Annotated in this window: 23 protein-coding genes; 5 read left to right on the top strand and 18 right to left on the bottom strand. The window is 43.5% G+C overall.

Annotated elements, in window-relative coordinates:
• Positions 1-5: 5 nt before the first annotated feature.
• From rbsB to BN1546_RS23900, 6 genes are read right to left on the bottom strand one after another with little or no spacing between them, the layout of a single operon-like run.
• Complete coding sequence (gene rbsB / locus BN1546_RS23925) at positions 6-926, bottom strand: ribose ABC transporter substrate-binding protein RbsB (RefSeq protein WP_013371406.1); 921 nt, start codon at positions 924-926, stop codon at positions 6-8.
• Positions 927-960: 34 nt separating this feature from the next.
• On the bottom strand, positions 961-1,929 hold the full coding sequence (gene rbsC, locus BN1546_RS23920; RefSeq protein ID WP_090738971.1) for a ribose ABC transporter permease RbsC: 969 nt from the start codon (positions 1,927-1,929) through the stop codon (positions 961-963).
• A gap of 1 nt (position 1,930) precedes the next feature.
• Positions 1,931-3,412: a sugar ABC transporter ATP-binding protein gene (locus BN1546_RS23915; protein ID WP_058830866.1), complete on the bottom strand. Its 1,482-nt coding sequence runs from the start codon at positions 3,410-3,412 to the stop codon at positions 1,931-1,933.
• Positions 3,413-3,442: 30 nt separating this feature from the next.
• Complete coding sequence (gene rbsD, locus BN1546_RS23910; protein ID WP_090738970.1) at positions 3,443-3,877, bottom strand: D-ribose pyranase; 435 nt, start codon at positions 3,875-3,877, stop codon at positions 3,443-3,445.
• On the bottom strand, positions 3,877-4,755 hold the full coding sequence (gene rbsK / locus BN1546_RS23905; RefSeq protein ID WP_025674545.1) for a ribokinase: 879 nt from the start codon (positions 4,753-4,755) through the stop codon (positions 3,877-3,879). Before rbsK ends, rbsD begins: the two co-directional genes overlap by 1 nt.
• Positions 4,748-5,776 carry a LacI family DNA-binding transcriptional regulator gene (locus tag BN1546_RS23900; RefSeq protein WP_090738969.1) on the bottom strand — a complete coding sequence of 343 codons (1,029 nt, stop codon included), beginning with the start codon at positions 5,774-5,776 and terminating at the stop codon, positions 4,748-4,750. Before BN1546_RS23900 ends, rbsK begins: the two co-directional genes overlap by 8 nt.
• A gap of 213 nt (positions 5,777-5,989) precedes the next feature.
• Between BN1546_RS23900 and BN1546_RS23895 the strand changes: the two genes are divergently transcribed.
• The gene (locus BN1546_RS23895) at positions 5,990-6,718 is read left to right on the top strand and encodes a DsbA family oxidoreductase (RefSeq protein WP_090738968.1); all 729 of its coding nucleotides are present in this window, start codon (positions 5,990-5,992) and stop codon (positions 6,716-6,718) included.
• Between the two features lie 90 nt (positions 6,719-6,808).
• Here BN1546_RS23895 and BN1546_RS23890 read toward each other — a convergent pair whose 3' ends face one another.
• Positions 6,809-7,597 carry an SDR family oxidoreductase gene (locus tag BN1546_RS23890; RefSeq protein ID WP_090738967.1) on the bottom strand — a complete coding sequence of 263 codons (789 nt, stop codon included), beginning with the start codon at positions 7,595-7,597 and terminating at the stop codon, positions 6,809-6,811.
• A gap of 155 nt (positions 7,598-7,752) precedes the next feature.
• On the bottom strand, positions 7,753-8,664 hold the full coding sequence (locus BN1546_RS23885; protein ID WP_040103624.1) for a copper amine oxidase N-terminal domain-containing protein: 912 nt from the start codon (positions 8,662-8,664) through the stop codon (positions 7,753-7,755).
• A gap of 240 nt (positions 8,665-8,904) precedes the next feature.
• On the opposite strand from BN1546_RS23885, the gene BN1546_RS23880 reads away from it, so the two are divergent.
• Positions 8,905-9,822: an AEC family transporter gene (locus tag BN1546_RS23880; RefSeq protein ID WP_090738966.1), complete on the top strand. Its 918-nt coding sequence runs from the start codon at positions 8,905-8,907 to the stop codon at positions 9,820-9,822.
• A gap of 339 nt (positions 9,823-10,161) precedes the next feature.
• On the opposite strand, the gene BN1546_RS23875 is transcribed toward BN1546_RS23880, so the two are convergent.
• The 3 genes from BN1546_RS23875 to BN1546_RS23865 all read right to left on the bottom strand — a co-directional run bounded on the left by BN1546_RS23875 (position 10,162) and on the right by BN1546_RS23865 (position 15,611).
• Positions 10,162-13,233, bottom strand: coding sequence for a X2-like carbohydrate binding domain-containing protein (locus BN1546_RS23875; protein ID WP_090738965.1), 3,072 nt, complete (start codon positions 13,231-13,233; stop codon positions 10,162-10,164).
• 467 nt (positions 13,234-13,700) lie between these two features.
• A complete protein-coding gene (locus BN1546_RS23870; protein ID WP_090738964.1) occupies positions 13,701-14,873 on the bottom strand; it encodes a M20 metallopeptidase family protein in 1,173 nt (390 codons plus the stop codon).
• A gap of 228 nt (positions 14,874-15,101) precedes the next feature.
• The gene (locus BN1546_RS23865) at positions 15,102-15,611 is read right to left on the bottom strand and encodes a GNAT family N-acetyltransferase (protein WP_017427739.1); all 510 of its coding nucleotides are present in this window, start codon (positions 15,609-15,611) and stop codon (positions 15,102-15,104) included.
• A 109-nt stretch (positions 15,612-15,720) separates the two neighbouring features.
• Here BN1546_RS23865 and xerS point away from each other — a divergent pair, with 109 nt between their 5' ends.
• Positions 15,721-16,821: a tyrosine recombinase XerS gene (gene xerS, locus BN1546_RS23860; RefSeq protein ID WP_090738963.1), complete on the top strand. Its 1,101-nt coding sequence runs from the start codon at positions 15,721-15,723 to the stop codon at positions 16,819-16,821.
• 8 nt (positions 16,822-16,829) lie between these two features.
• Here xerS and mobB read toward each other — a convergent pair whose 3' ends face one another.
• The 3 genes from mobB to BN1546_RS23845 all read right to left on the bottom strand — a co-directional run bounded on the left by mobB (position 16,830) and on the right by BN1546_RS23845 (position 19,098).
• Positions 16,830-17,381: a molybdopterin-guanine dinucleotide biosynthesis protein B gene (mobB, locus tag BN1546_RS23855; protein WP_025674559.1), complete on the bottom strand. Its 552-nt coding sequence runs from the start codon at positions 17,379-17,381 to the stop codon at positions 16,830-16,832.
• Positions 17,378-18,655 carry a molybdopterin molybdotransferase MoeA gene (glp, locus tag BN1546_RS23850; protein WP_090738962.1) on the bottom strand — a complete coding sequence of 426 codons (1,278 nt, stop codon included), beginning with the start codon at positions 18,653-18,655 and terminating at the stop codon, positions 17,378-17,380. Before glp ends, mobB begins: the two co-directional genes overlap by 4 nt.
• Before the next feature lie 203 nt (positions 18,656-18,858).
• Positions 18,859-19,098 carry a helix-turn-helix domain-containing protein gene (locus tag BN1546_RS23845; RefSeq protein WP_058711193.1) on the bottom strand — a complete coding sequence of 80 codons (240 nt, stop codon included), beginning with the start codon at positions 19,096-19,098 and terminating at the stop codon, positions 18,859-18,861.
• A gap of 88 nt (positions 19,099-19,186) precedes the next feature.
• On the opposite strand from BN1546_RS23845, the gene BN1546_RS23840 reads away from it, so the two are divergent.
• The gene (locus tag BN1546_RS23840) at positions 19,187-19,402 is read left to right on the top strand and encodes a helix-turn-helix transcriptional regulator (RefSeq protein ID WP_016820733.1); all 216 of its coding nucleotides are present in this window, start codon (positions 19,187-19,189) and stop codon (positions 19,400-19,402) included.
• Between the two features lie 269 nt (positions 19,403-19,671).
• Here BN1546_RS23840 and BN1546_RS23835 read toward each other — a convergent pair whose 3' ends face one another.
• The 4 genes from BN1546_RS23835 to BN1546_RS23825 are packed head-to-tail and all read right to left on the bottom strand — an operon-like array spanning position 19,672 to position 21,728.
• Positions 19,672-20,406, bottom strand: a complete 735-nt coding sequence (locus BN1546_RS23835; protein WP_058830871.1) for a hypothetical protein — start codon at positions 20,404-20,406, stop codon at positions 19,672-19,674.
• Positions 20,407-20,411: 5 nt separating this feature from the next.
• On the bottom strand, positions 20,412-20,543 hold the full coding sequence (locus BN1546_RS28040; RefSeq protein WP_013371424.1) for a hypothetical protein: 132 nt from the start codon (positions 20,541-20,543) through the stop codon (positions 20,412-20,414).
• Positions 20,516-21,064: an accessory gene regulator ArgB-like protein gene (locus tag BN1546_RS23830; protein ID WP_043885981.1), complete on the bottom strand. Its 549-nt coding sequence runs from the start codon at positions 21,062-21,064 to the stop codon at positions 20,516-20,518. Before BN1546_RS23830 ends, BN1546_RS28040 begins: the two co-directional genes overlap by 28 nt.
• Positions 21,015-21,728 carry a hypothetical protein gene (locus tag BN1546_RS23825; protein WP_040103619.1) on the bottom strand — a complete coding sequence of 238 codons (714 nt, stop codon included), beginning with the start codon at positions 21,726-21,728 and terminating at the stop codon, positions 21,015-21,017. Before BN1546_RS23825 ends, BN1546_RS23830 begins: the two co-directional genes overlap by 50 nt.
• 265 nt (positions 21,729-21,993) lie before the next feature.
• Here BN1546_RS23825 and BN1546_RS23820 point away from each other — a divergent pair, with 265 nt between their 5' ends.
• A complete protein-coding gene (locus BN1546_RS23820) occupies positions 21,994-22,221 on the top strand; it encodes a helix-turn-helix transcriptional regulator (RefSeq protein WP_090738961.1) in 228 nt (75 codons plus the stop codon).
• Positions 22,222-22,351 lie beyond the last annotated feature (130 nt).

Genomic DNA, 22,351 nt, shown 5'->3' with positions numbered 1-22,351 from the left:
CCGTTTTATTTCGATTGATCCACTAACTCCAGCTTAGCGGGAATGGATGTTTTCACGGTTTTACCTTGAAGTACATCCTTGGCTGCCTGTACCGCCAATTGACCAATCAGCTCGGGTTGCTGAGCCACGGTGGCGGTCAGCTTCCCTTCCTTAATTGATTTGAGCGCATCCTCGTTACCATCAAAGCCAATGACTGGAATATTCTTACCAGAGCTTTGAATGGCTTCAATGGCTCCCAACGCCATTTCATCATTGTGGGCAAATACAGCCTGAACATCCGGGTTGCCTTGCAGCAGATTTTCCATCACATTCAAACCTTTGGTCCGATCAAAATCGGCCGATTGTTTGGCTATGACTTTCAGATCCTTATCTGCTACTTCATGGAAGCCTTTCCCACGTTCGCGGGTAGCCGATGCGCCTGGGACGCCTTCCAGCTCAATGACCTTGGCACCTTTTCCGACTTGATCAATCACGTATCTGGCAGCCATCCGTCCTCCCTCGACATTGTCCGAAGCGACAAGTGCTTTTACATCTCCTTTGTCAGCAGATCGGTCCAGTGTAATAACCGGGATGTTCAAAGCATTCGCTGACTGCACGACAGTTGAGATAGCTGACGAATCTGTCGGGTTAATGAGTAATGCGTTCACTCCCTGCTGGATCAGATCATCCACGTCATTACTTTGTTTTGCAGAATCATTTTGTGCATCGACCACAATAACCTGCAATCCTTGTTTTTTGGCCTCTGCAACAACTCCGTCTTTAAGAGAAACAAAGAATGGATTATTCAATGTTGAGATCGACAAGCCGATTTTAATATCCTTCAGGTCTGCAGTCGCTTTAGGCTTCGCCCATTCGGGCGGCTCCAGGGAACACCCTGTCATGAGCAGGAGCAGTAAGGCAGTCATGATTAATGTAAGCTTTTTCATATTTGTGTGTCTCCTTCTATGCAGATTAGGTGTATTATGCGGATTTTTTACGGTCAATCAATACAGCAATAGCAATAACGATCCCTTTTACAACCATTTGGTAAAAAGAGTTAACCCCCAGCAAATTCAAGCCGTTGTTTAGAGTACCGATGATAAGCACACCAATTAATGTACCTACGATTCGTCCGCGTCCTCCCGAAAGGCTTGTTCCACCTAATACGACAGCCGCAATGGCATCCAATTCATAGGAAGTACCCGCTGTCGGCTGCGCCGAGTTCAAACGTGAAGTCAAGATAGCTCCCGCCAATGCGGAAAGCATTCCGGCCAATGAGTAGATCCAAATTTTTACACGTGGTACTTTAATACCAGATACAATCGAAGCCTTCTCGTTACCGCCGATGGCATACGTTTTGCGTCCGAATGGTGTTTTATGCAAAATGATCCACAGGACAGCAAAGGTAATGAGCATCGTAATCGCTGGAACCGGAATACCAAACTGATAGCCACGACCGAATAATTGAAATACCAGACTATCTCCGAGCCCCGTAATAGGGTTACCGTTGGTATAAACTAAGGTTAATCCTCTAAAAATAGTCATGGTTGCGAGTGTCGCGATAAACGGAGCCATTTTACCTTTCGTAATCATCAAGCCGTTGACCATTCCCATCACACCACCTAATGCACAACCAATAATAATCGCCAAAACCGGATCGAAGCCGGCCAGCATCATATTTGCAACAAACGCACTGGATAGCGCTAATATGGAGCCGACGGACAAATCTATTCCACCTGTAAGAATAACGAAGGTCATACCGAACGCGATCAATGCATTAATAGATACCTGGCGCAACAAATTCAAAATATTAAGCGGTTCCAAAAAGCTGGGATTTAAGGCTGATACAATGATCACCAAAATAATGAGTCCCAACAATGGGCCAAGCTTCTGTGTGATTTGTGATATTTGAATGCCTTTGCTACCTTTTGCTTCATTCTTAGTTGTCATATTACTGTCCTCCTGTAGCTAGCGTCATAATATTTTCTTGTGTGGCTTCTTCCCTGCTCAGCTCTCCGCTGATCTTTCCCTCGTGTACCACGACAATACGATCACTCATGCCAAGTACCTCGGGAAGTTCTGAAGATACCATGATAATCGCGACTCCACGTTCGGTCAGTTCGTTCATCAACTGGTAGATTTCCCGTTTGGCTCCCACATCCACGCCTCTCGTCGGTTCGTCAAGAATGAGCACATTGGGACCAATACCCACCCATTTGGCAATGACCACCTTTTGCTGATTGCCGCCTGACAAACTGCCCACCGTTGCTTCGGCTGATTGGGTTTTAATTTGTAAGCGCTTAATTAATGTATTAACAAAATCCATCTCTTTTTTGCCTGAAATAAATCCTTTTGATGTAAAACTGAACAAATTCGTCAGCACCATGTTTTCACGAATGGAAAAATCCAGCACTAAGCCCTCATCTTTTCGGTCTTCTGTAATGAAGCCAATCCCTAGTTTCACTGCATCATCTGGCTTGCGAATAGACACCTTTTTCCCACGTACGTGTATCTCACCACTATCCAAAGCATCCAGTCCAAATAACGACCGCATGATCTCGGTCCGTCCCGAACCCATCAAGCCCGAAAAACCTACGATTTCCCCAGAGCGCACAGTAAAATTCACATTTTCAAATAAACCTTTATGCGATGCGTTTTTGACCTCTAGCACCACTTCTCCCAAAGCAGGCGTTCTTACCGGGTAGCGTTCAGTCAGCTCTCTGCCAACCATTTTACGTACAACCTCGTCAAAATTCGTATCAGGGATTGCTTGAGTATCTACGGTTTTCCCATCACGCATAATGGTAATCCGATCACAGATTGCGAATATCTCCTCCATCCGATGGGAAATATACACGATTGAAACACCATCTTTTTTCAAGGAAGTAATAACCTCAAACAGCTTTTGTATTTCCCGTTCGGTTAAGGCTGCTGTCGGCTCATCCATTACGATCACTTTAGCATCCGTCATGAGTGCTTTGGCTATTTCAATCATTTGTTGTTGACCCACTGAACACTCGCCTGCTTCACCGTTCAAAGGAAGATTTACTGAAAGTTTGCTAAATTGCTCATTTGCTAGCGCTTTCATTTTAGAGCTATCTAGTAATCCCCACTTGGAAGTCATCTCCTTGCCGATAAACAGATTTTCCAGTACCGTCATCTCCGGCCACACATTCAGTTCCTGGTGAATAAAAGCAATTCCTTTTTGCTCCGCTTCCTTGGGGTTGGCAAAATAGGTTTCCTGACCGTCAATGATGATCGTTCCCTCATCGCGTCGATGCAGTCCGATTAAAATATTCATCAGCGTTGATTTGCCTGCACCATTTTCACCCATGAGGGCATGTACTTCTCCTTCACGGAGATCAAAGTCAACACCACTTAGGACCTGATTGGTTCCAAAGGCTTTGTGAATTCCTTTCATTTGAATCTGCATGCTGTCCCCCCCTTTTCATTCCACACTGATTTATCCAAAATGAACTCCTGCCTGTAAAATACAATTGGCAAACGGCGTAGCCTCTCCTGTACGAATGACAGCTTTGGCTTGTCGGGTTAATGCCTTAAATTGTTCATGTGAGCAAAACTCAATGACGGCAGTCGGCTCAATAATCTGTGAATGCTCTGGTTGCTCCCCTGCAAAGGTGCGCATAATATACTGCAATGCTTGTTCATTTTCTTGTTTGATTTCTTCGGCTAATGTTACTTTTTCAATCACCATGTCTGCCGCAATGACATCAACAACATCCTGAAAGGAGGGAACCCCCAGTTTCAACGCCAAATCAATTTTGGTAACGCCTTCAGGAACTGGTAAGCCGGCATCAGCCACGACAATAAAGTCCGTGTGGCCAAGATCCGCTAGTATTTTGGATATGTGACTGTTTAGAATTCCATGTTTCTTCATTATAATTGCTCCTCCACTTCACGACGGGTTGGCATTCCGCCTTGCGCTCCAAATTTGGTAACGGACAATGACGCAGCCCGATTAGCAAATTTCACACTGTCTGCCAGCGATTTTCCTTCAGCCAGTGCCACCGCAAATGCAGCGTTGAAAGTATCACCTGCACCTGTTGTATCAACGGCTTCTACCTTGTAAGTAGGAACCACAACTTCCTGTTCTCCGTCGAAAAACCGTACACCGTTGCTGCCTTCAGTTACAAACAACTTGTTTGGATATTTGCGCAACGCTTCTTGAAGACTCATGTCCTTAAACATGATGGCAGCTTCATGCTCGTTTGGCGTAATGTAGGTTGCATTGGCAATTACGCTTTCTTCCACCTCACGAGCTGGAGCTGGATTCAGCAATAATGGTACCTGATACTTCGCACAAATTTCGCTTACATAGACAATCGTCTCTGGCGGTATTTCCTGTTGAATTAACACAATATCCGAATTTCGAATGACATCAAGCGCTTCTTCCACGTAAGCGGGTGTAACTTCATTATTTGCTGCTTTTACCACGACGATACTGTTATCACCCTCGGCCAGTACAATGTGCGCTGTACCACTTTCCATATGTGTAACCGGTTTCACATAATCAATATGAACATGATTTTCTTCAAAATTGCGTAAAATCTGTTGTCCAAAATGGTCATCCCCTACACGTCCAATCATCTTAACGTCCGCGCCGAGTCGTGCTGCGGCTACTGCCTGATTGGCTCCTTTACCTCCAGGCACGGTTGTAAAGCTTTCTCCTAATACGGTTTCACCAGCACCGGGACGCTTGGATGAAGTCACTACGAGGTCCATCGAACTGCTTCCGATAACCGAAATTTTAGCCATGATGATCCACCTTTCTCGTCGTTTCCCGTTCGATAAATTTGACGGGCAATTGTATGCTTGAATAGGTAAGTACTTTCGAATGAAGATTAGGTACACTTGTTTTCGTTGCTTGCACCTGCTCAATTAACTGAATGAGCAAACCTGCCGCCTCCCAGCCCATTTCATAAGCAGGCTGTCGGATCGTTGATAATGGCGGAAATAACAAGCTGCTTAATGGTATATCATCAAACCCGATTATTTGAACATCTTCCGGGATTTTCTTTCCTAATCTATGTGCCTCATGCATCACCGCTGTAGCTACAATATCGTTACTAGCAATCACTCCGTCCGTATCCGGATACTTGCTGAACAGCTCTTTGGCCCACGATTCAGCCTCCTTGAACGAAAAAGACGTTGTCTCGACGACATGGTAAACAATACCGGAATGCTGAAGCTCTTCCACCGCCCCGCGAAAACGATCTTGTGCTGGACGAATATGAGCAGGCCCCTGCATAACTGTAATTTGTCTGCTGCCACGGGCAACCATGGCCTGAGCAGCCAAGCGGCCGCCATGAGCTCCATCCGCATAAACGGAGAGACTGTCACTGGAAGTCCGGTCGAGAAAAACGACTGGTATTTTCAGTTTGGCGTAACAGTCGGCAGCAGGGTCATTGGTAGATGAAATAACCCCAACAACATTATTCTGAACAAAAGTATCCATGTAATCTAATTCTTTTTGGCGATCTTCATCACTATTACCAAAAATAATCCGAAAATCATTTTCCTGCATTCGATCCTCCACCCCACGAGCCAACAAGGGAAAGTAAGGGTTCGTAATATCCGGCAGCAGCAGGCCGATTAATCTGGATTTCTTTTTATACAGAGAACGTGCAACTTCATTAGGCTTGTAATTTAGCTGCTTCACTGCAGCTTCAACCTTCCGCCGTGTATCCTCGTGGACATATCCGGTTTCATTAATAACTCTGGATACGGTCGCTACGGAAACACCTGCAAAACTTGCTACCTGCTTAATTGTTGTCATAATGTAGGTTCAACTCCAATTGTGTAACCGGTTACACATATAAAATATCATAGCATTTATTTTTTGACAAGCATTAATTATTTGCACGTCGAAAGCATTAGCCGTATAATTCATTTTGTAACTGATGAAGTTTCACCTTTTTTACTTACACTAAAGTAGGCAGATTCACTCCCAGTTGCTCAATAAAATATGTATACATGGAGGCATTTCCTGATGAATATCGAAGTTTGGTCTGATTATATGTGTCCGTTCTGTTATATCGGCAAACGCCGTTTGGAGCAAGTTTTACAGCAGTTCCCACACCACGATGAGGTTCAATTGACATTTAAGAGTTTTGAATTGAACCCTAATGCTGTGAAAGATAGTGGTAAAACGATTAATGAAGAACTATCAGCAAAATATGGTGTCAGTCTGCAAGAGGCTCATGCCATGAATGATCGCATGACCGAAAATGCTCGTTCTGCGGGTCTGGACTACAATATTCATGCCATGGTGCCGACAAACTCTCTCGATGCTCACCGCCTAACGCATTGGGCTCACACACAAGGCAAAATGTTGGAATTGAGCGAGCGTTTATTTCAGGCTGTCTTCATGGAAGGCAAGCATACCGGGGAACATGAAGTGCTGGCAGCGTTGGCAGCCGAGGTGGGTTTGGATCATAACGAAGCCGCTGCTATTTTAGCCAGTGGCCGCTTTACCAACGAAGTTAGAGCTGATGAAGCTGAAGGCGCTAAGTTAGGCGTTCAGGGTGTGCCATTCTTTGTATTTGATCGAAAATTTGCTGTTTCTGGTGCTCAGCCGGAAGAGGTATTTCACGATGCGCTTCAAAAAGCATGGGATGAACGTTCACCTTTTACTATGATTAGCGGCAGCTCGTCCAAACAGGATGCAGCTGGTGTATGTACCGATGACGGTTGCGAGCTTCCAAGCCGTGAGAGCTGATCAGTCAATAAATTAAACCTCTCTCTAAATAACTTATGAAAAAGCGTGCCAGCACCAATTACACCTGATGCGGCACGCTTCTTTATTTTTTTATAATGATTTAATCATTCCGCCGTCCACAAGAATGGTGCTGCCAGTCAAATAGGATGAAGCCGATGATGCCAGAAAAGCAACGACTTTACCGAACTCTTCTGGCTCTCCGTACCGTCCCAACGGAATGCCCTCTTCTGCTTGTTTGCGAACTTGATCCGTCGTTTGGTGGGATTTTTCGGCTCGATGCTCGTCCAAGCTGCGTACGCGATCGGTTGCAATTCTCCCTGGTGCTACAGTATGTACCAGAATATTGTAAGGGGCTAATTCCATTGACAATGTTTTCGCTAATCCAGCGACCCCAGTACGTAGTGTGTTGGAAATAATCAGGCCCGGAATCGGTTGTTTAACTGATGAGGAGGCGATATTTAAAATTCTACCGCTTTGTTGTTTTTTCATATAGGGTAACACCTCACGGATCAACCGGATATGACTAAGTAAATTTTGCTCAAAGGCCTGCATCCATACTTCATCTGTAAAATCATCAAAGGTGCCCGCAGGAGGGCCACCCGCATTGTTAACCAAAATATCGACGGTGCCAAACCAATCAACTGTACGGCGGATGGCCTGGGAGATATGTTCAGGTTTGGTTACATCACAAACTAGATATTCAACGCGACCACTCGCTGTTTCCCGTAATTCGGCTTGCGTCCGCTGAAGCTCTGCTTCATTTCGTCCCGAAATAACTACATTTGCACCTTCACGTGCCAATTCGCGTGCACTTGCTTTGCCAAGTCCTTTACTGGAACCTGCAACAAAGGCTGCTTTTCCCGTTAATCCTAAATCCATTTATGATGACACTCCCTTTTCTGAGACTTCTCTATTTAATTGTACACATGACCAGAACATAATGCGAATAGCTCGGTACAAAATAGCAAAACAAAAAGGGACCTGACATTCAGCCAGGCGCCCTTTCTGTATACACCATTTTTGTTGACAGCACGTTATAATGCTTCAGATGTTGTTGCCTGCTCATATACAACAACAGACTGGCTCTCAGGCTCCCATTTAACATTTGCTCCCAAAGCCTCTCCGATTACCCTTACAGGTACCATTGTTGTTCCATCCACTATGGATGCTGGCTGCTCGATAGAATATGGCTGGCCGTTAATGTAGGCTTTGGCGCTATTCACGAATAATTTGACGGACACACCGTTACGCGTGACAGTAACAGCCTTTTCTTTCGGATCCCAGGAAACCTTGGCATTCAGAGCTTCGGAAGCTGTTCTAAACGGAACAAGTGTGGTGCCATTGCGGTTAATCGGTTCGGCATCGTATTTTTCACCATTCACGAACAGCTTCATACCTGATGACCGTCCAGCCTTCCTCGAGAATAAATCCAGCTTTTTGTAGCTTTCCAGATTGGACACATCAGCCAATACTGCCTCTTCCTGCATGTAAACGGCATCTGTTACATTTCCGTTTTCAGCTAGTAGCTCTGCAGCCTTAGTTAGTGCTGTGTCAGAATTTCGGATCAATTCAAGTTCAGTTACCTGCTCCGGGGTCAAACGTTCCGGGTATTTTGTAAGCAACAGATTCGCAATAACCGCTCCTGCCGGCTTATCTTTTGTATTTTCTACCGCTTGAAGCAGACCATTGTACCCGTTGTGTCCCTTGCGACCTTTTTGGTCTTTGGACTCCCCGTATGTATCATCCGTTACTGCAACAGGGGTATTCTTTTTGATTTCGTCGTGTTTATCTTTTTTGCTGCTCTTTTCATTCCGGTCTTTATCAGACGCCTTTGCTTCCTGTTTGTTCTCCTGACCATTTCCGCGCCCCTGCTTGGCTTCGGCGGTTCCCGCTGCCAGTCCCAAGACCAGTATACACGCTAATAATGCTGTCCATGTGTTTCTCATGATGCGATTCCTCCTTATAGTAAAAGACCAGGTTTAAATGTAACCTACATATATTAACGGCTACTATAAGCTAAATATGAAGCTCTTTTTTTCTAGTGTTGCATTTTTAGGGGCTGATGGCTAATCCAATATAATAAATTTTATTATGCGCGAATCTGTTTCCACAGTATAATGGAAAATGCAAATGCATTTTAAAGATTAACCTTTCCATTCGCATAATAGAAAGAAGAGGAGACAGACATGTTCGGCACCATTCTTTTAGACGTTGTTTTACCTATTTTTGTCCTTATCGGTTTTGGCTGTATCATGCAATATTATTTCCGACTGGATTTGTATACCTTAGCTAAAATTAATTTTTACTATATCACCCCTGCAGTTGTGTTTACCGGTCTTTATAACTCTGAAATTTCTTTAATCGTCATGGGTGAAGTCTCACTTTTTTATGCCTTGTACATAGCTATTTTGTACGTAATCAGCACTACCGTTGCCAGATCTCTGAAATACAGCCCCGGCATGCGTGGAGCTTTTACAAATAGTGTAATGCTTGATAATTCAGGAAATTATGGTCTACCAATTAATCAGTTGGTGTTTAAAGGTGATCCGTTGGCTATTTCCGTCCAAGCTCTGATTATGACTTTTCAAAGCTTTGTTACATTTACATACGGTACTTTTGTTGTACAAAATGGTAAGGCCAATACACGAAAAATTTTAATTAATTTTTTGAAAATGCCTGTGCCCTACGCGCTTGTGCTGGGCTTGCTCCTGAATCTACTGCACAGTCCATTGCCTAATTTGCTGGCTGAGCCTCTAAACTATATTAGCCATTCGATGGTCGCAGTGGCTCTACTTACTTTGGGAGCACAAATTGTGCAGTACCCTTTTCATTTGCGCCGGACAGCCGTGTATATCAGTATGGTATTACGCCTGATTGCAGGTCCAATAGTTGGTTTTATGCTCGTGTTCTTCCTAGGTCTTAAGGGGATTCCCGCTCAAGCATTGCTCATTGCGTCAGGTATGCCTACCGGCGTTAATACAAGTATTTTGGCGGAAGAATATAAAAATGAACCTGATTTTGCAGCACAGACAGTATTACTTTCTACGATTGTGAATGTCATTACGATGACCCTGTTAATTTCAATATCCCGTCATCTTACTTGAGGTGTATGATAAATATAAACTTGATTTATGACGCTTTTTGTCTGTGGACAGGAGCGTTTCTTTTCAATTAAAAAGGGAACAAGAGTTCGTGTTTTACCCTTTTTCTGTTTAATGTGGTGTGTTTGTTTGACGGAGATGGTATGCAAGAAGGAATCTTTTTCTATTATGAATTTTTCATATAGTAAAATAGTTATGTGTTTGAATTCAAACCCCTGCTGATTGCTGTTTTTAACTTGAGCTTCTTTTATTTTTAGATAAGAATGAGGAGAACTAATTCCTCAAAAAATAAAGCCAGCTCGCTCATTAGAGTGGCTGACTTTAGAGTATTTTTATGAAGATTTAGGGCTCAATTCCCCATTGCTTGATCCCAGACAGGTAAGCGGTTATTTTAGTAGAATCTTGTAAGCTGTTTGCTGTGGGGTTAAAGGAATAATCATCAGTCTGTGTATAATTGCTCCAATCCGCTTTGGATATCCGGGTTTGTAGCTCAACACTCTGACCAGGCTCTAAAGAACCCGCTGCCGACCTAAAACCAATTTCCGCATAAGAATCTGCACTTGGCTTTGCATTGGTTAACGCTTTGAAGTTAGCAATCACATTCTCTGTACCGATGCTTGACCAATCTGTAAAGAAGTTCTGCGATTTCTCACCGTTAATGGTGTAATAATAACGCAATGTCACGTCTGCTAGGGAAACGGGTGAGCTTCCTGTATTGGTTATTTTAAACTTGGAGCTGATCGTATTACTTGTTGCAGATATATTCCCATTGAAAGATTGCACCTTCAGAGCGCCCTCGCCTGTTCCCGGCTCACTTGGCGTATCCCCTTTTACCGTAATCGTGAACAACGCATCATTGCCAGTACTAAAATGGAAGTTAAGCGTTGTCTCTCCTTTGGGAAGTTTAGATAAATACTTGTTGGTAAGAATGACTGTTTCTCCACTAACCGTATAATCTTCACCTTTGCTCAGTGTCACGCTCCCTTGCTTGATCGCATCTAGTGTATTACCGTTAAGTGTAAGCTTTACAGTAATATCGCTATTGCCGTTAGCCACTCCATAGGTTGCAGCTGTCGGTGTAATACTTGCTTGCCCGGTCGAAGGCTGATCCCCCCCTACACGATCTGCCACCAGAATGCCGCGCCCATTCGTTCCCAGATAAGCACGTCCGTAAACCCGAGGATCCCCAATAATGGTGGTCACACGAGCATACTGATGCTTGTCATCATTAATGCGTACCCAGTTTGCGCCAGTATCGTCCGAGCGATAGAATCCACGTGTACCGTCAATTTTACCAACGATAAACACTGCTGCATTGGTGCGATTGGGTGCTGCTTTGCCAAAGCCTACAAAATCCGCCTCCTGTACATGATCAAGCTTGGTGAATGTAACACCTGAATCCTTGGAATGCCATAAGCCGTATGGCCCTCCGTCCTCGGAGCCTCCAGCAAACCACACATCCCCTTCCGCTCCTCGTACAGCACCAATATCTGCATTCCCTACACTTGGCAAACCAGTAACTGTAGATGCTGTAAAGGATGCGCCTCCATCAACACTTACATATATTTTTCCAGCAGCAAACGCGTAGTATTTGTTAGGATTTACTCGGTCAGAGGCGATCTTTGCATTGGCTGGTATTCCCGTGCTTGCTGTCCATGAGTTTCCTCCGGTTTTGGAATAAAATACACCTTTGTCCGATGTACTCCACAGCAATCCATTACCATTTGCCGCAACAGCGATGCTGCCTCCTCCTGCTGTACCAGAAGGCTCGCTATTTGCTTTGTACCAGTTTGCTCCGCCATCATTGGAAAATCCGATGGATTTGGCATTTGGATCTTTTTTATAGTCTGCTTTACCCACCCGAGCCATAAAAGAAGGGTTCAGCTCGGCATAATCAATGCTTTCGCTGCTTGTAAAGGTTGGATTATCCAGCATTTTAGCGGGAGCCTTGAACAGATCATCATGTCTGAATCCGGAAACATCACCCACTGCACTCACTAGAGGAGCTCCAGTAGGAGGGCTCACCAGATCCAAAATCGCCGTTTCCTCTATCCCTTTAGCGGCTACCGAGATGTCCAGCTTATCTCCCTTGTCCCAATTGGTCAGATTTTTAGAGCCATATATCGTAGCTCCTGTGCCATACAGCATATGATCTGAGTTAAATGGATCTATCTCAAGATCTCCAATCATCCACCCTAGCTTGGGCGATACTTCTGGCGGAGCAGGGTTGGCATTGAAAGTCAGCCAAGGCGCACCGGATATATCCAGATTGTATTTGAGCTTACGAGACGGGTAACCGTCGAATTCCCAAATAGGGCTCCAGGTTGCTCCACTATCAGTACTGCGGTAAATCGTTTCATCCGGCCACCAGGCATTCAATGTTGCAACCATAAGGGTACCAGGCTTCTGGGCATCCACCGTCAGTCCACCATACCCAAAATGATTGTCTGCGCTGCTGCTGGCAACGGGGCTAATGTTAGTCCACTGTCCGCTGGCTGTATTCAATTTCCATAGTTCACCCTTTGTTCCGTCATATGGCCCAGCTCCATCGCTGTAAGAAATATACAGGTTTCCATCTGGTGATAAAACACCGTGATGTGGCAAATAACCTGTAGGCTGTCCTGCTACAGCAGACCAGGTTGTCCCGCCATCTGTACTGCGGTAGACACTTTGCTTTTTGTCTGCGACACCCACATAGATGGTCTGTGTTGCTTTGCTGGAAGAGCCCGTTTTTTTGTCAAAGGTGATCCAGGCTAAACCGACAATATCACTGGTGTATTCATTTGAAGGGTCCTGTACATACGTCCCCGGATTCGGGAAACCGCTCACCTTACTCCAGGTTGCCCCGAAGTCGGAGCTTTTCCACAGTCCATTACCACTTCGAGCTCCGAAGAATAATATATTGTTCTTATTCGGATCAATTGTCAGACGTTCACCCATCGAGCGTCCCGGCATATTGCCTCCTACCTTAAAGGGAAGCTTCGTAGTCTGCCATGTATTACCTTTGTCAGTGGAGCGCATAATTTGCCCGTTATGTTTATCCCAGGAATTAGTATACGTACCTGTAGCTATATATACACGATTCGGATCCACAGGATCGGTGGCTAGTGCGTCGACACCATTTTTGTTCCAATCTTCCCAGCCCACAGAATCGGTCAGCGGAATCCAGCTTTCATTGGCAGGATTCCAGCGGTAAGCTCCTCCAATATCTGTGCGGGCATAGATCAGATCTTTTTCCGTTTCATTAAAAATAATACCAGGTACAAAACCACCTCCACCACCTGTAACGACACTTTTCCAAGTATATTCGTCACTTGGAGCAGCATGAGTGGGTGCTATCATGCCTGTCCAGGAAGCACCCGCTACTACAAGCGCCAAACATGCAATTCTCAACCTGCTTTTTGTCTTAGTCAATGAATTCAACCTCCTTCTCTGTAATCATTTGAATTGGTAAGCCATTTGGAGCTAAAAGTAATCAGACAATTGCGGATTCATTCCTATCGTTATTATTCCATTCATCAATCAAACGAGCGTTCTTTCAAGCTCACCTCCAGTAATTCAATAGATATGCAACATCCAATTGATAGCGCTTACATGGATGTTTGCTCAATAGATTCGTCATCTTTTTCTCTTTTCCTTGTGTGAAAAATTAAGATAATGTAATAGGATCTCCTGGTTGACTACCTGTAATATAAGAGTAAGCTTTCCCTTACCGTTGATACCTCTTATAATTTACTATTAGGAATTTTTCATATAGTGAATTATTTTCTTAATTTTTCATTCTATCTAGATGCCAAAATACTTTGATTTACAGCAAAAAAACCGCGCTATGCGCGGTTCGAGCTTCCGTTAATGCTATGGCTAACCATTAAAAAATATAATTATTGCAAATATTCAAGCGCCAACGCTAGAAAAATATGTCCTGAGATGAGCAATGCGCGCTCATCAAAATCAAAGTGAGGATGGTGATGAGCAAAATGCGTTCGTTCATCCTCATTACGTGCACCCACATGAATAAAAGCTCCAGGTCGTTGCTCTAGATAATAGGCAAAATCCTCTGCTCCCATGACCGGTTTCAAGTCCATAAAAGCATCTGCCCCATACAGCCTGCTGACTAGCTCACGTACCCGTTCTGTTTCGGCTTCGGCATTCACCAGTGCAGGATAGCCATTCAAATAATCAATTTCGTATCCCGCATGATAAGCCTCCGTCAGACCTTTTACGATACTACGAATTTCGTTCTCGACTTCCTTGCGTACATCCTTATTAAACGTACGTACGGTCCCTTCGATTTTGGCTTTATCTGCAATCACATTAAAGGCAGTACCCGCTTGAAATACCCCAATCGTTAACACCGCTGATTCAATAGGGTCCACTCTGCGACTCACCACCTGCTGCAATCCGTTCACAATCTGACTGCCGATGACAATGGAATCCACTGTCTGATGTGGCCTGGCGCCATGTCCACCTTTGCCGTTGATCTGAATTGTGAAAGCATCGACTGCAGCCATTGCCGGACCACTCTTTAAACCGATTTTGCCCAGCGGGATCTCCGAGGAAAGGTGGATACCATATACTGCTTCCACCCCATCCAGACAACCATCCTCGATCATGAATTTGGCTCCGCCAGGCGGTTTTTCTTCGGCATGTTGAAAAATAAACACAAGCTTTCCCTTCAGTGTCTGACGGTGACGGCTTAACACTCGTGCGACTCCTAACAACGCAGCCGTATGACCATCATGTCCACAAGCATGCATAACACCGGGAACGGTCGATTTATAAGGCGCATCCTTTTCATCCTGAATAGGAAGTGCATCAAAATCGGCACGAAATGCAATCGTTCTACCTGGCTGGCCACCTTCTAAAAAACCGAGCACACCATTTCCACCGACATTCGTTCTTACTTCAATACCAAAAGAGCGTAATTGATCGGCGATAAATGCAGATGTATTCGTTTCTTCAAAAGAAAGCTCTGGATGCTGATGCAGATGTCTTCTCCATGCAATCAGTTCTTGTTCACCATCTTTTAGTTCCTGAATCCACTTCTCTAGCATTTTACCCTCTTTTCCTATTGAATTTATATACTTACATCCTTATCTTACCATAGATGATTCCAATAAGTTATATATGAATTAGCAAATAGCTTTATACCTGCGTTTTTATAGTGTCAATGCAGGTTCTAATTGGAACGATCTATGGATAGAAGACTGTAATTAACAACAAAAAAAGCCGACAGAATATTCTCCTCGGCTCTTTTCTGGTGGTTTTCTATTATGAATTTTTCATGTATTGAAAAACTGACTTATATTCCCTCGTACTGGATGTGTTTGCTCCCTATACTCACCATTCGTATAGCTTCCAATTACCTTGCGCCAAAAGGATTGGGCTGGTCTATTCGTGCTCATCTGCGTCACCTTCCACCGCCCGTTAAAACGTCCAAACAGCTCATGAGCCGCCCATGTACCCACACCATTGTGCCGATAAGGGCGAAGTACAAAGAACTCAGCCATGTAATAGTCAGCTTCTCGATTGCTAGACATTCGGTCAACGAGTGCAAAGCCCACAGGAATATCCTGTCTCCAAATCAGAAAAGGTAGCTTCTGTTCGCCGCTCGTCCAGTATTGATACAAGTCTGGATAAGCCGGGAATGTTCCCTTCTCAGTGACATCAATTCGCAGATAGGCTGTAAAATCGTATAAGTAAAATTGCATGAGTTGGACAATAATGTCCTTCTGCGACTCTGGTACACTCTTTATGGACAGCTTCAATTCTGATTTGATATTATATCCCATACTTTCACCTCTCTTGGCGGTCAGCTTGTTCTTTACTTTGATTACTCCCATCCAGTGCTGTTCAAAATATGCTAAAATACATGTATTATGACCGGACGAGGTGGACCCTATGAACATACAAAAGATCATCGACCGGCGCAAACTGGATGAAAAGATGCCGGATCTGCCATGGTACGTACAGCAATTTATGGATTACAAGCTTCCCGACCTATCCCCCTCTACTTTGCTGGAATATGTACGGGATTACGAAGCTTTTTTTTCATGGCTTCGCTCGGAAGGCTTGTCTGCCGGAGAAGCGAATGCCCAAGTTACGCTGGAAGAATTAGAGACACTTCATATGGATAGCATTACAGGCTTTCGCTTGTTCCTGTCTACCAAACGCGAAGGCTCCAATTCCCGCATCACCATTTCACGTAAGTTGTCGTCCCTGCGTTCACTCTTTCATTACTTGAGTCAAATCGCTGAGGATGAAAACTTTTATCCGTTGCTCAAGCGCAATATTATGGCCAAAGTCGAAATTAAGCGCGTACATAAACCCAAGGATACGGCCGCCAAGCTCAAAGGAAAAATACTGGAAGAGGAAGAGCTGCTTGAATTTATCGGCTATATTTATGAAGGCTACGGACAAGATTTGGCTGATAACAAGCAAGCCCTATACTCCTATGAATTAAACAAGGAGCGGGATGCCTGTATCGCAAGTCTTATTCTGAACTCGGGGCTACGTGTATCCGAAATCGTCAACTTGAATATGGATGATCTCGATATAAACAATAAATTACTGTATGTGTACCGCAAAGGAAATAACGATGAAACTTTTAAAACGCCAGTATATTTCCGCGAGCAGTCCAAAGATGATCTCGCACTTTATTTGTCCTTAAGACATACCCGTTATCGCGCTCCAAAAAAAGAAAAAGCTCTTTTTGTCGCACGTCCCAACGGCAGTACGGAGGGCAAACGGATGACTAAAAGAGCGATTCAAGCTATGATCATCAAATACGCCAAGCGGTTCGGCAAGCCCTATTTGACCGTTCATAAGCTTCGTCATTCCTTTGCTACTGACTATTATTTACAAAATGATATCTACAAAACCAAGGAACAGCTGGGTCACGCTTCGACTGAAACAACGGAAGTCTATGCCCACCTGACTGACAAAACGATGTCTCAGGCGATCGAACGGCGGCTAGAGACTCAGACTGACCCAGCCGATTAATGGCCCTCTCAGCCCTGCTCTGTCTGGAATCCTGCTCTGTGCCTCTGAATTTGTTCGAGTAACCAGCGGCCTGCCGGGTCGCTGGCATCGGCAGGATATATCTGCACCGTTTGTTCATCTGAGTAGTAATCCTGAGCCCAATCCATATGGCACTCCCAAACTACTACTCCCTGTACATTTGTCAGCTCCTGAACAAGTCGGGCATCCGATTGTTCTCGCACCATGACCAGCTTCGGATATTTTTCCTGCTTGAAGCCTTCCAGCAACACACAGTCATACGCCTGAAAATGCCGGATGAGTCCGGTCACAGGCCGACTTTGTTCCTCTAAAATCGCTGTTCTTCCTGCCGAAACAATCGCTACGCCTTCGGCGCCTGCCTGTCGGTGCTTGTACGTATCTGTTCCCTCATGATCCATCTCAAATTCATGGCCATCATGCTTGATCACTGCTACACGTAGTCCTGACTGCTGCACATAACGAATTAAACCTCCGAGGAAGGTGGTTTTTCCTGTATTTTTGAATCCGACGATTTGACATACAAATGGATGTTTTGTTTTCACGTCACCTGTCCGCCTTGAAGCACCAGTACATGCACCTCTTCACCTTCGCGCAAGCCTTCTGTTGTGGGAGGGACTACGATCAGACAATCGCTGTCCTTAATCGTGACCATGGCACTGGATTCATCTACTCGCGCAGGAATCGCATATACTTGTCCACCACGTATCTCCAGAGAACTGCGTACAAAGCGGGTATAGTTGTTTACCTTCGTATAATCTGCTCCTAGCTTCGCTGTCCAGGTTTGCAAATACGGATGTACCGAAGATAACATCATTTGAATAGTTGGACGTACAAACAGCTCACAGCCTACAAAGCACGCACCGGGATTGCCTGAGAGCGCAAATAACAGCTTGCCGTCTATCACTGCGGCTGTGGTTACACTACCTGGACGCATCGTAACCTTGTTGAACAGCATATTCACATCTTCCTGTCGCACGAGGTCACCCATAATATCAAAATCACCCACCGACACTCCACCACTCGTAACCACGATATCATAGGTAGCTATTGCTTCTCTGACAGAAGCCCGAGCAAGGTTCAAATCATCATGAATGGCTTGCAGAATGAACGGCTCTCCTCCTGCCTCTCTAATTTGAGAAGCCAGCATATATGTATTACTGTTTCGAATTTTCCCCGGTTGTAACGGCTCATCCACTGCGAGCAATTCTGACCCTGTGGAAAAGACGGCCACCCTTGGCTTCCTGTAAACAGGCACCCGATGTACACCAAAAGTAGCCAGTACCGAGATGTGCCCCGCTCCCACACAAGTTCCCTTACTGAGCAAAAGCTGACCTTCCTTAATCTCATGACCAATTTGTGTCACATTTTTGCCAACTTCCATACGCTTCTTCAAGCCAACATATGTCTGTCCATTTTCCTCACGCAGCTGTGTCGCCTCCAGCATAACCACCGTGTCCGCTCCTTCAGGTAATTGTGCTCCTGTCATGATGCGGGCTGCCATTCCCGTCTCCACCCGCTTGTCCGATACGGTGCCACAAGGAATTTCATCAATCACATGTAGCCAGATTTCCTGACCAGTCGAACAGACTTCAGTGTCCGAGGCAAGGATTGCATAGCCGTCCATACCAGAACGACGAAAGTGGGGATACGGATGTGGCGCAGTCAAATCCATTGCCAGATAGCGACCATGTGCTTGCTCGAGCCCTACGTCCTCCCTTTCGCCCTGTTGAACATAGCTAGCTATCCTGCTTTGTGCCTCTTCCACCTTAACTGCTTTACGTTGGAATTTTTCTGTATTTAATGGCGTCTGATTCATGTTCTCACTCCGTTCTTCTAAAATACCCTCTTTCTGTTATAACGCTAAAACCGTTATCTGGCAAATCCGAACGGTATTTATTGGATTGCTGCAAGTCTCTATCCGCCAAAAAACAGCCTGAATATCGTATCGCGGCTGTTTTTGGTAGATTTTAGTCTTTGGTTTTTGGTTTTGCATGTCATCACGTCTGTTTTCTACGTATATTAGGTTATATTATTTTTACCGAAATAGATTGAATCTATTGTAACCTCATACAACGAGGACATTTGCTGCGCTCGAGCTATTGTTAAATCAGATGAATCTTCCTCTATATGTTTTAATTCATTCATTGACATACCAAGTATATTGCAAGCTATTAACTCACTATATCCTGAAGCGAGTCGTGCCATCTTTATTGTATAAAAGCTAGTGCAAGTTACATTTTCATTTTTATCTGCAACCATCCAATCAACTCCACATTATAATTGATAAAAAAGTAATTTACCTGTATACTCTGAACGAAACACTTTTCCCCTGTTAGGAGCAAGTAAGGTGCAAAAACTTACTCGGGGGAAATGCCTTTTGAAAGAGGAGCTCAAATCTCATGGACGCACTCAATCATGGCTCGCCCGACGAACTGGATATTCGCGGCAACAAATATCTAACTGGATCGCGGGACGTGACAAAATGTCATTCGAGGCGGCAGTCCTCATTTCTAGGATATTGGAGTGTAAAGCTGAGGACTTATATGAGTGGGAACTTGCCTGACAAACAGGCATTTCCTTCGGGGCATTTGTACATGCCGGCATTTACAATATATATCCCGCTTTCACCCTCCTTTTCTTATATGTAGATTGTTTTCACCTTAATTTAAAAGATTGTTATTTTTTTCATAATCAATTTTATCACATGGAAAATGATTAAAAACGGGAAATATGTCGAATTAAATCGAACCCGTCCGGCTTATCCTAGTCTAACTGATTATTGACTTATTCATTTAAATCTGGTAATAAAAATGACCCCTGAATTTTCATGGGTCATTTCCACAGTTTTTTAAGCGCTTTAAGTTTATTATGAGACATCGAGCAAGTGAAGTCAGATCCTTCGAATCGTACCAGCCCTCCAAATGCGTTAGACTCAATTTCACAAACCAAGTCGAGATTTATCAGGGTATCTTTATAAGCTGGATATAGATACGGAAAAGCTTCCCTGCAAGCCTGTGCGGTTAGCCCGATTGTATAAGAGCGATCTCCAGAGTGGAAACGCGGGACATAGTAATTTTTTTTAGGTTCCCACATATCCACACTAAGCATATTCCCTACCTTAAAAAAACCGCTCACTGTTGCCTTACCCACTACCTTGATTTCCGATCCGAAAATATAACGAATTTCTCTATCGGCATTCATTGCATCCGCATATATTTGTTTCCACCGAGATAAATTGGCTGAATTTATACTTTCTTTAATGTCTTGATTTTTAAAAACAACCTGCCCCCCTCCATAATCTCCCGTAATGATCTTGTCCACTTGTGTGATGTTAACCAAATTAGATCCGTCCAAATTGCAAAAAGTGGGTAAGCCTACGGAACATTCATGGAGGGTGGTGGGAACTGTAAATCTTCCATGAGAAGTATGAAAAAGCGGGATGTGATAATTGCTTTTAGGCTTCCACAATTCAATCGCAACTAGGTGATTTTCACAAAAGAAAGAGCAATCTCCAAGTGAATTGTCATCAAGCAATGGAGTGGCTAGGATTCGCTTTCCCTCTTCCATTAAATTCAGTTCTTTTCTGTTTTCTTCAGCTCAGCTGGTACAGGTTTAGCGCCAAATATTGTTTTTTCTTTTTTGGTAGACTCGTTAGCGTATTTCCCAAGACTTATACTTAAAACTCTCGCCAATTTCTTATCCATTTTCGCTCACCTCCTTTCCATAAAGGAAGAATACTGAATGCTTGTATAACTATAGATAAACATATTATGTGAGATTGTACAAAAAAATTTAATATGCAAACCAAAATACATATCGTTTTATAATACTTGTGATATTTGGTCTTATTAATATAGATAAAATGATTGGGAGCATATACTACAAAAACTAATAATGAACAAGCGTTAATTATCAAAATTGTTGATAAACCTAAAGAAACAAAAGGTATAGTTACACATATGGCCGTTGTAAAACAGACACAAAGGGTAAGGTTGCTGAAGTGTACCCCACCTGAAAATCTCCTTACAAACATGATCGTAGCCAGAGCTAGTAATGCCCCCCAAAAATGTCCTGTTATCCAGGCTATAACTGCAACCATTAGTACTGCCGAAATTTCGGTAATTTTTATACCAATCGCATACTCCATCACTTCTACACTTGTAGGTCCATCAGGATCAGCTTTCTTTATTTCTGATGCGATGTGCCTCGATAGCGTTTCTAGCATCCTCGTAATCTCCTTTCTCTGAAAAGAAGTACGAAATTCCAAAAGTTAGCAATGAGATGGAAAGTAGTCCTATCGTATTGGAGTTATAGAGCATATACAAAGTAACAAGAATAGTGACAAATGATATTAGGGAGCCTATGATGAACATTTTATTAAGGGGTGATAGGTAATTTTCACCTTTCAAAAAATCATGTGGGGGCTGAATGATAAATGAGAAACCAAAGTTGTATTTCCCCATGACAAAAGAAATAAAGTACGCAGTAAAAATAGAAGCCAGCTGTATAACGTAAATGGAAGAACCAGAAGTATTATTAATAATATCAGGTTGTGCTACTCCGAAAAAATTTGCAAATATATATACAAATAGCTGTAGGTTAATGTAAGCTGTTAGACCAGAACCAGCAGAAAATGCTGCAAGATATGTTTTGATCCCTAAACCAAATCTTAAAAAGAGAACCATTAACAAATACTGAAGCGGAAAATCAAATTTAGGCATGCCTATAACTTCTCTCATGAGAAAGGAAAAGAAAGCTATGCCAATTGCATAGAAAAGTATTTTTCTTCGATTTTCCCACACCGGAAGCATATAAAGCTTCAAGACCAAAGTAACTGCCGCTAAAGCATCGAAAAAACCAAGTAAAATATATAAAAAAGCAGATAACACAGTTACATCATCCTCCTATTTCGCCTGATGTAATTGTATATTTTACTAATAGATGTGGCAATGAAATAATCTAGTAAACTGTCATTTTTTGTATAAATATGAGGTAAAATTTTCTTTCTATGGCTTTCTTCTTCAAACTCGACACCCATTCGTGCTAACAAAAAAATCCCCCCAAGTGAGCGACGTTGCTTTTGCTAATGTATTATGTTGGTTTTTTTTCGATATCAAGGTTATAATCTACTTAATTTGGGGTGGAGGGATTATAGTGGCTTTAAGTGACAATTTTAAAAAATTACGTATAAAATATCATTTGACTCAACAAGAGCTTGCTGAGATCGCTGGGGTTACCAATAAAGCAATTTCAGCTTGGGAGAGCGGACTTTCTGAACCACGAATGGGTGCTATAGAAAAGATAGCTCGTCATCTCCATATCAAAAAAAGCAACATCATTGAAGACGATGGCATTGAGCACATAAGCTCTGATCCAGTGTAGATCAAAGTAGACGGTAATAAAATCGAAGTGAGAGCATCCGTTCAATTCACTGTAGGTTATATCAAACAACAAAAAAAGGAACTGTGCAACAGCTCCACAGTTCCGCAAACAACTTTAGAAGAATATAAAA

This window comes from Paenibacillus sp. Mc5Re-14 (genome assembly GCF_001049835.1).
GTDB classification, from domain to species: domain Bacteria; phylum Bacillota; class Bacilli; order Paenibacillales; family Paenibacillaceae; genus Paenibacillus; species Paenibacillus polymyxa_C.
Note: the sequence above shows the minus strand (reverse complement) of the source record. Positions and strands in the feature narration are given on the sequence as shown.

Excerpts from the sequence above, each read along its gene's own strand:
- BN1546_RS28040 (WP_013371424.1), bottom strand. The coding sequence starts at position 20,543 with ATGGATAAGAAATTGGCGAGAGTTTTAAGTATAAGTCTTGGGAAATAC.
- BN1546_RS23865 (WP_017427739.1), bottom strand. The coding sequence starts at position 15,611 with ATGGGATATAATATCAAATCAGAATTGAAGCTGTCCATAAAGAGTGTA.
- BN1546_RS23830 (WP_043885981.1), bottom strand. The coding sequence starts at position 21,064 with ATGCTAGAAACGCTATCGAGGCACATCGCATCAGAAATAAAGAAAGCT.
- BN1546_RS23900 (WP_090738969.1), bottom strand. The coding sequence starts at position 5,776 with ATGACAACAATTAAGCAGGTAGCAAGTTTTGCAGGTGTTTCCGTAGCG.
- BN1546_RS23915 (WP_058830866.1), bottom strand. The coding sequence starts at position 3,412 with ATGCAGATTCAAATGAAAGGAATTCACAAAGCCTTTGGAACCAATCAG.
- BN1546_RS23870 (WP_090738964.1), bottom strand. The coding sequence starts at position 14,873 with ATGCTAGAGAAGTGGATTCAGGAACTAAAAGATGGTGAACAAGAACTG.
- BN1546_RS23845 (WP_058711193.1), bottom strand. The coding sequence starts at position 19,098 with ATGGTTGCAGATAAAAATGAAAATGTAACTTGCACTAGCTTTTATACA.
- xerS (WP_090738963.1), top strand. The coding sequence starts at position 15,721 with ATGAACATACAAAAGATCATCGACCGGCGCAAACTGGATGAAAAGATG.
- glp (WP_090738962.1), bottom strand. The coding sequence starts at position 18,655 with ATGAATCAGACGCCATTAAATACAGAAAAATTCCAACGTAAAGCAGTT.
- rbsB (WP_013371406.1), bottom strand. The coding sequence starts at position 926 with ATGAAAAAGCTTACATTAATCATGACTGCCTTACTGCTCCTGCTCATG.
- rbsK (WP_025674545.1), bottom strand. The coding sequence starts at position 4,755 with ATGGCTAAAATTTCGGTTATCGGAAGCAGTTCGATGGACCTCGTAGTG.
- BN1546_RS23835 (WP_058830871.1), bottom strand. The coding sequence starts at position 20,406 with ATGGAAGAGGGAAAGCGAATCCTAGCCACTCCATTGCTTGATGACAAT.
- rbsD (WP_090738970.1), bottom strand. The coding sequence starts at position 3,877 with ATGAAGAAACATGGAATTCTAAACAGTCACATATCCAAAATACTAGCG.
- BN1546_RS23895 (WP_090738968.1), top strand. The coding sequence starts at position 5,990 with ATGAATATCGAAGTTTGGTCTGATTATATGTGTCCGTTCTGTTATATC.
- rbsC (WP_090738971.1), bottom strand. The coding sequence starts at position 1,929 with ATGACAACTAAGAATGAAGCAAAAGGTAGCAAAGGCATTCAAATATCA.
- BN1546_RS23885 (WP_040103624.1), bottom strand. The coding sequence starts at position 8,664 with ATGAGAAACACATGGACAGCATTATTAGCGTGTATACTGGTCTTGGGA.
- BN1546_RS23890 (WP_090738967.1), bottom strand. The coding sequence starts at position 7,597 with ATGGATTTAGGATTAACGGGAAAAGCAGCCTTTGTTGCAGGTTCCAGT.
- BN1546_RS23880 (WP_090738966.1), top strand. The coding sequence starts at position 8,905 with ATGTTCGGCACCATTCTTTTAGACGTTGTTTTACCTATTTTTGTCCTT.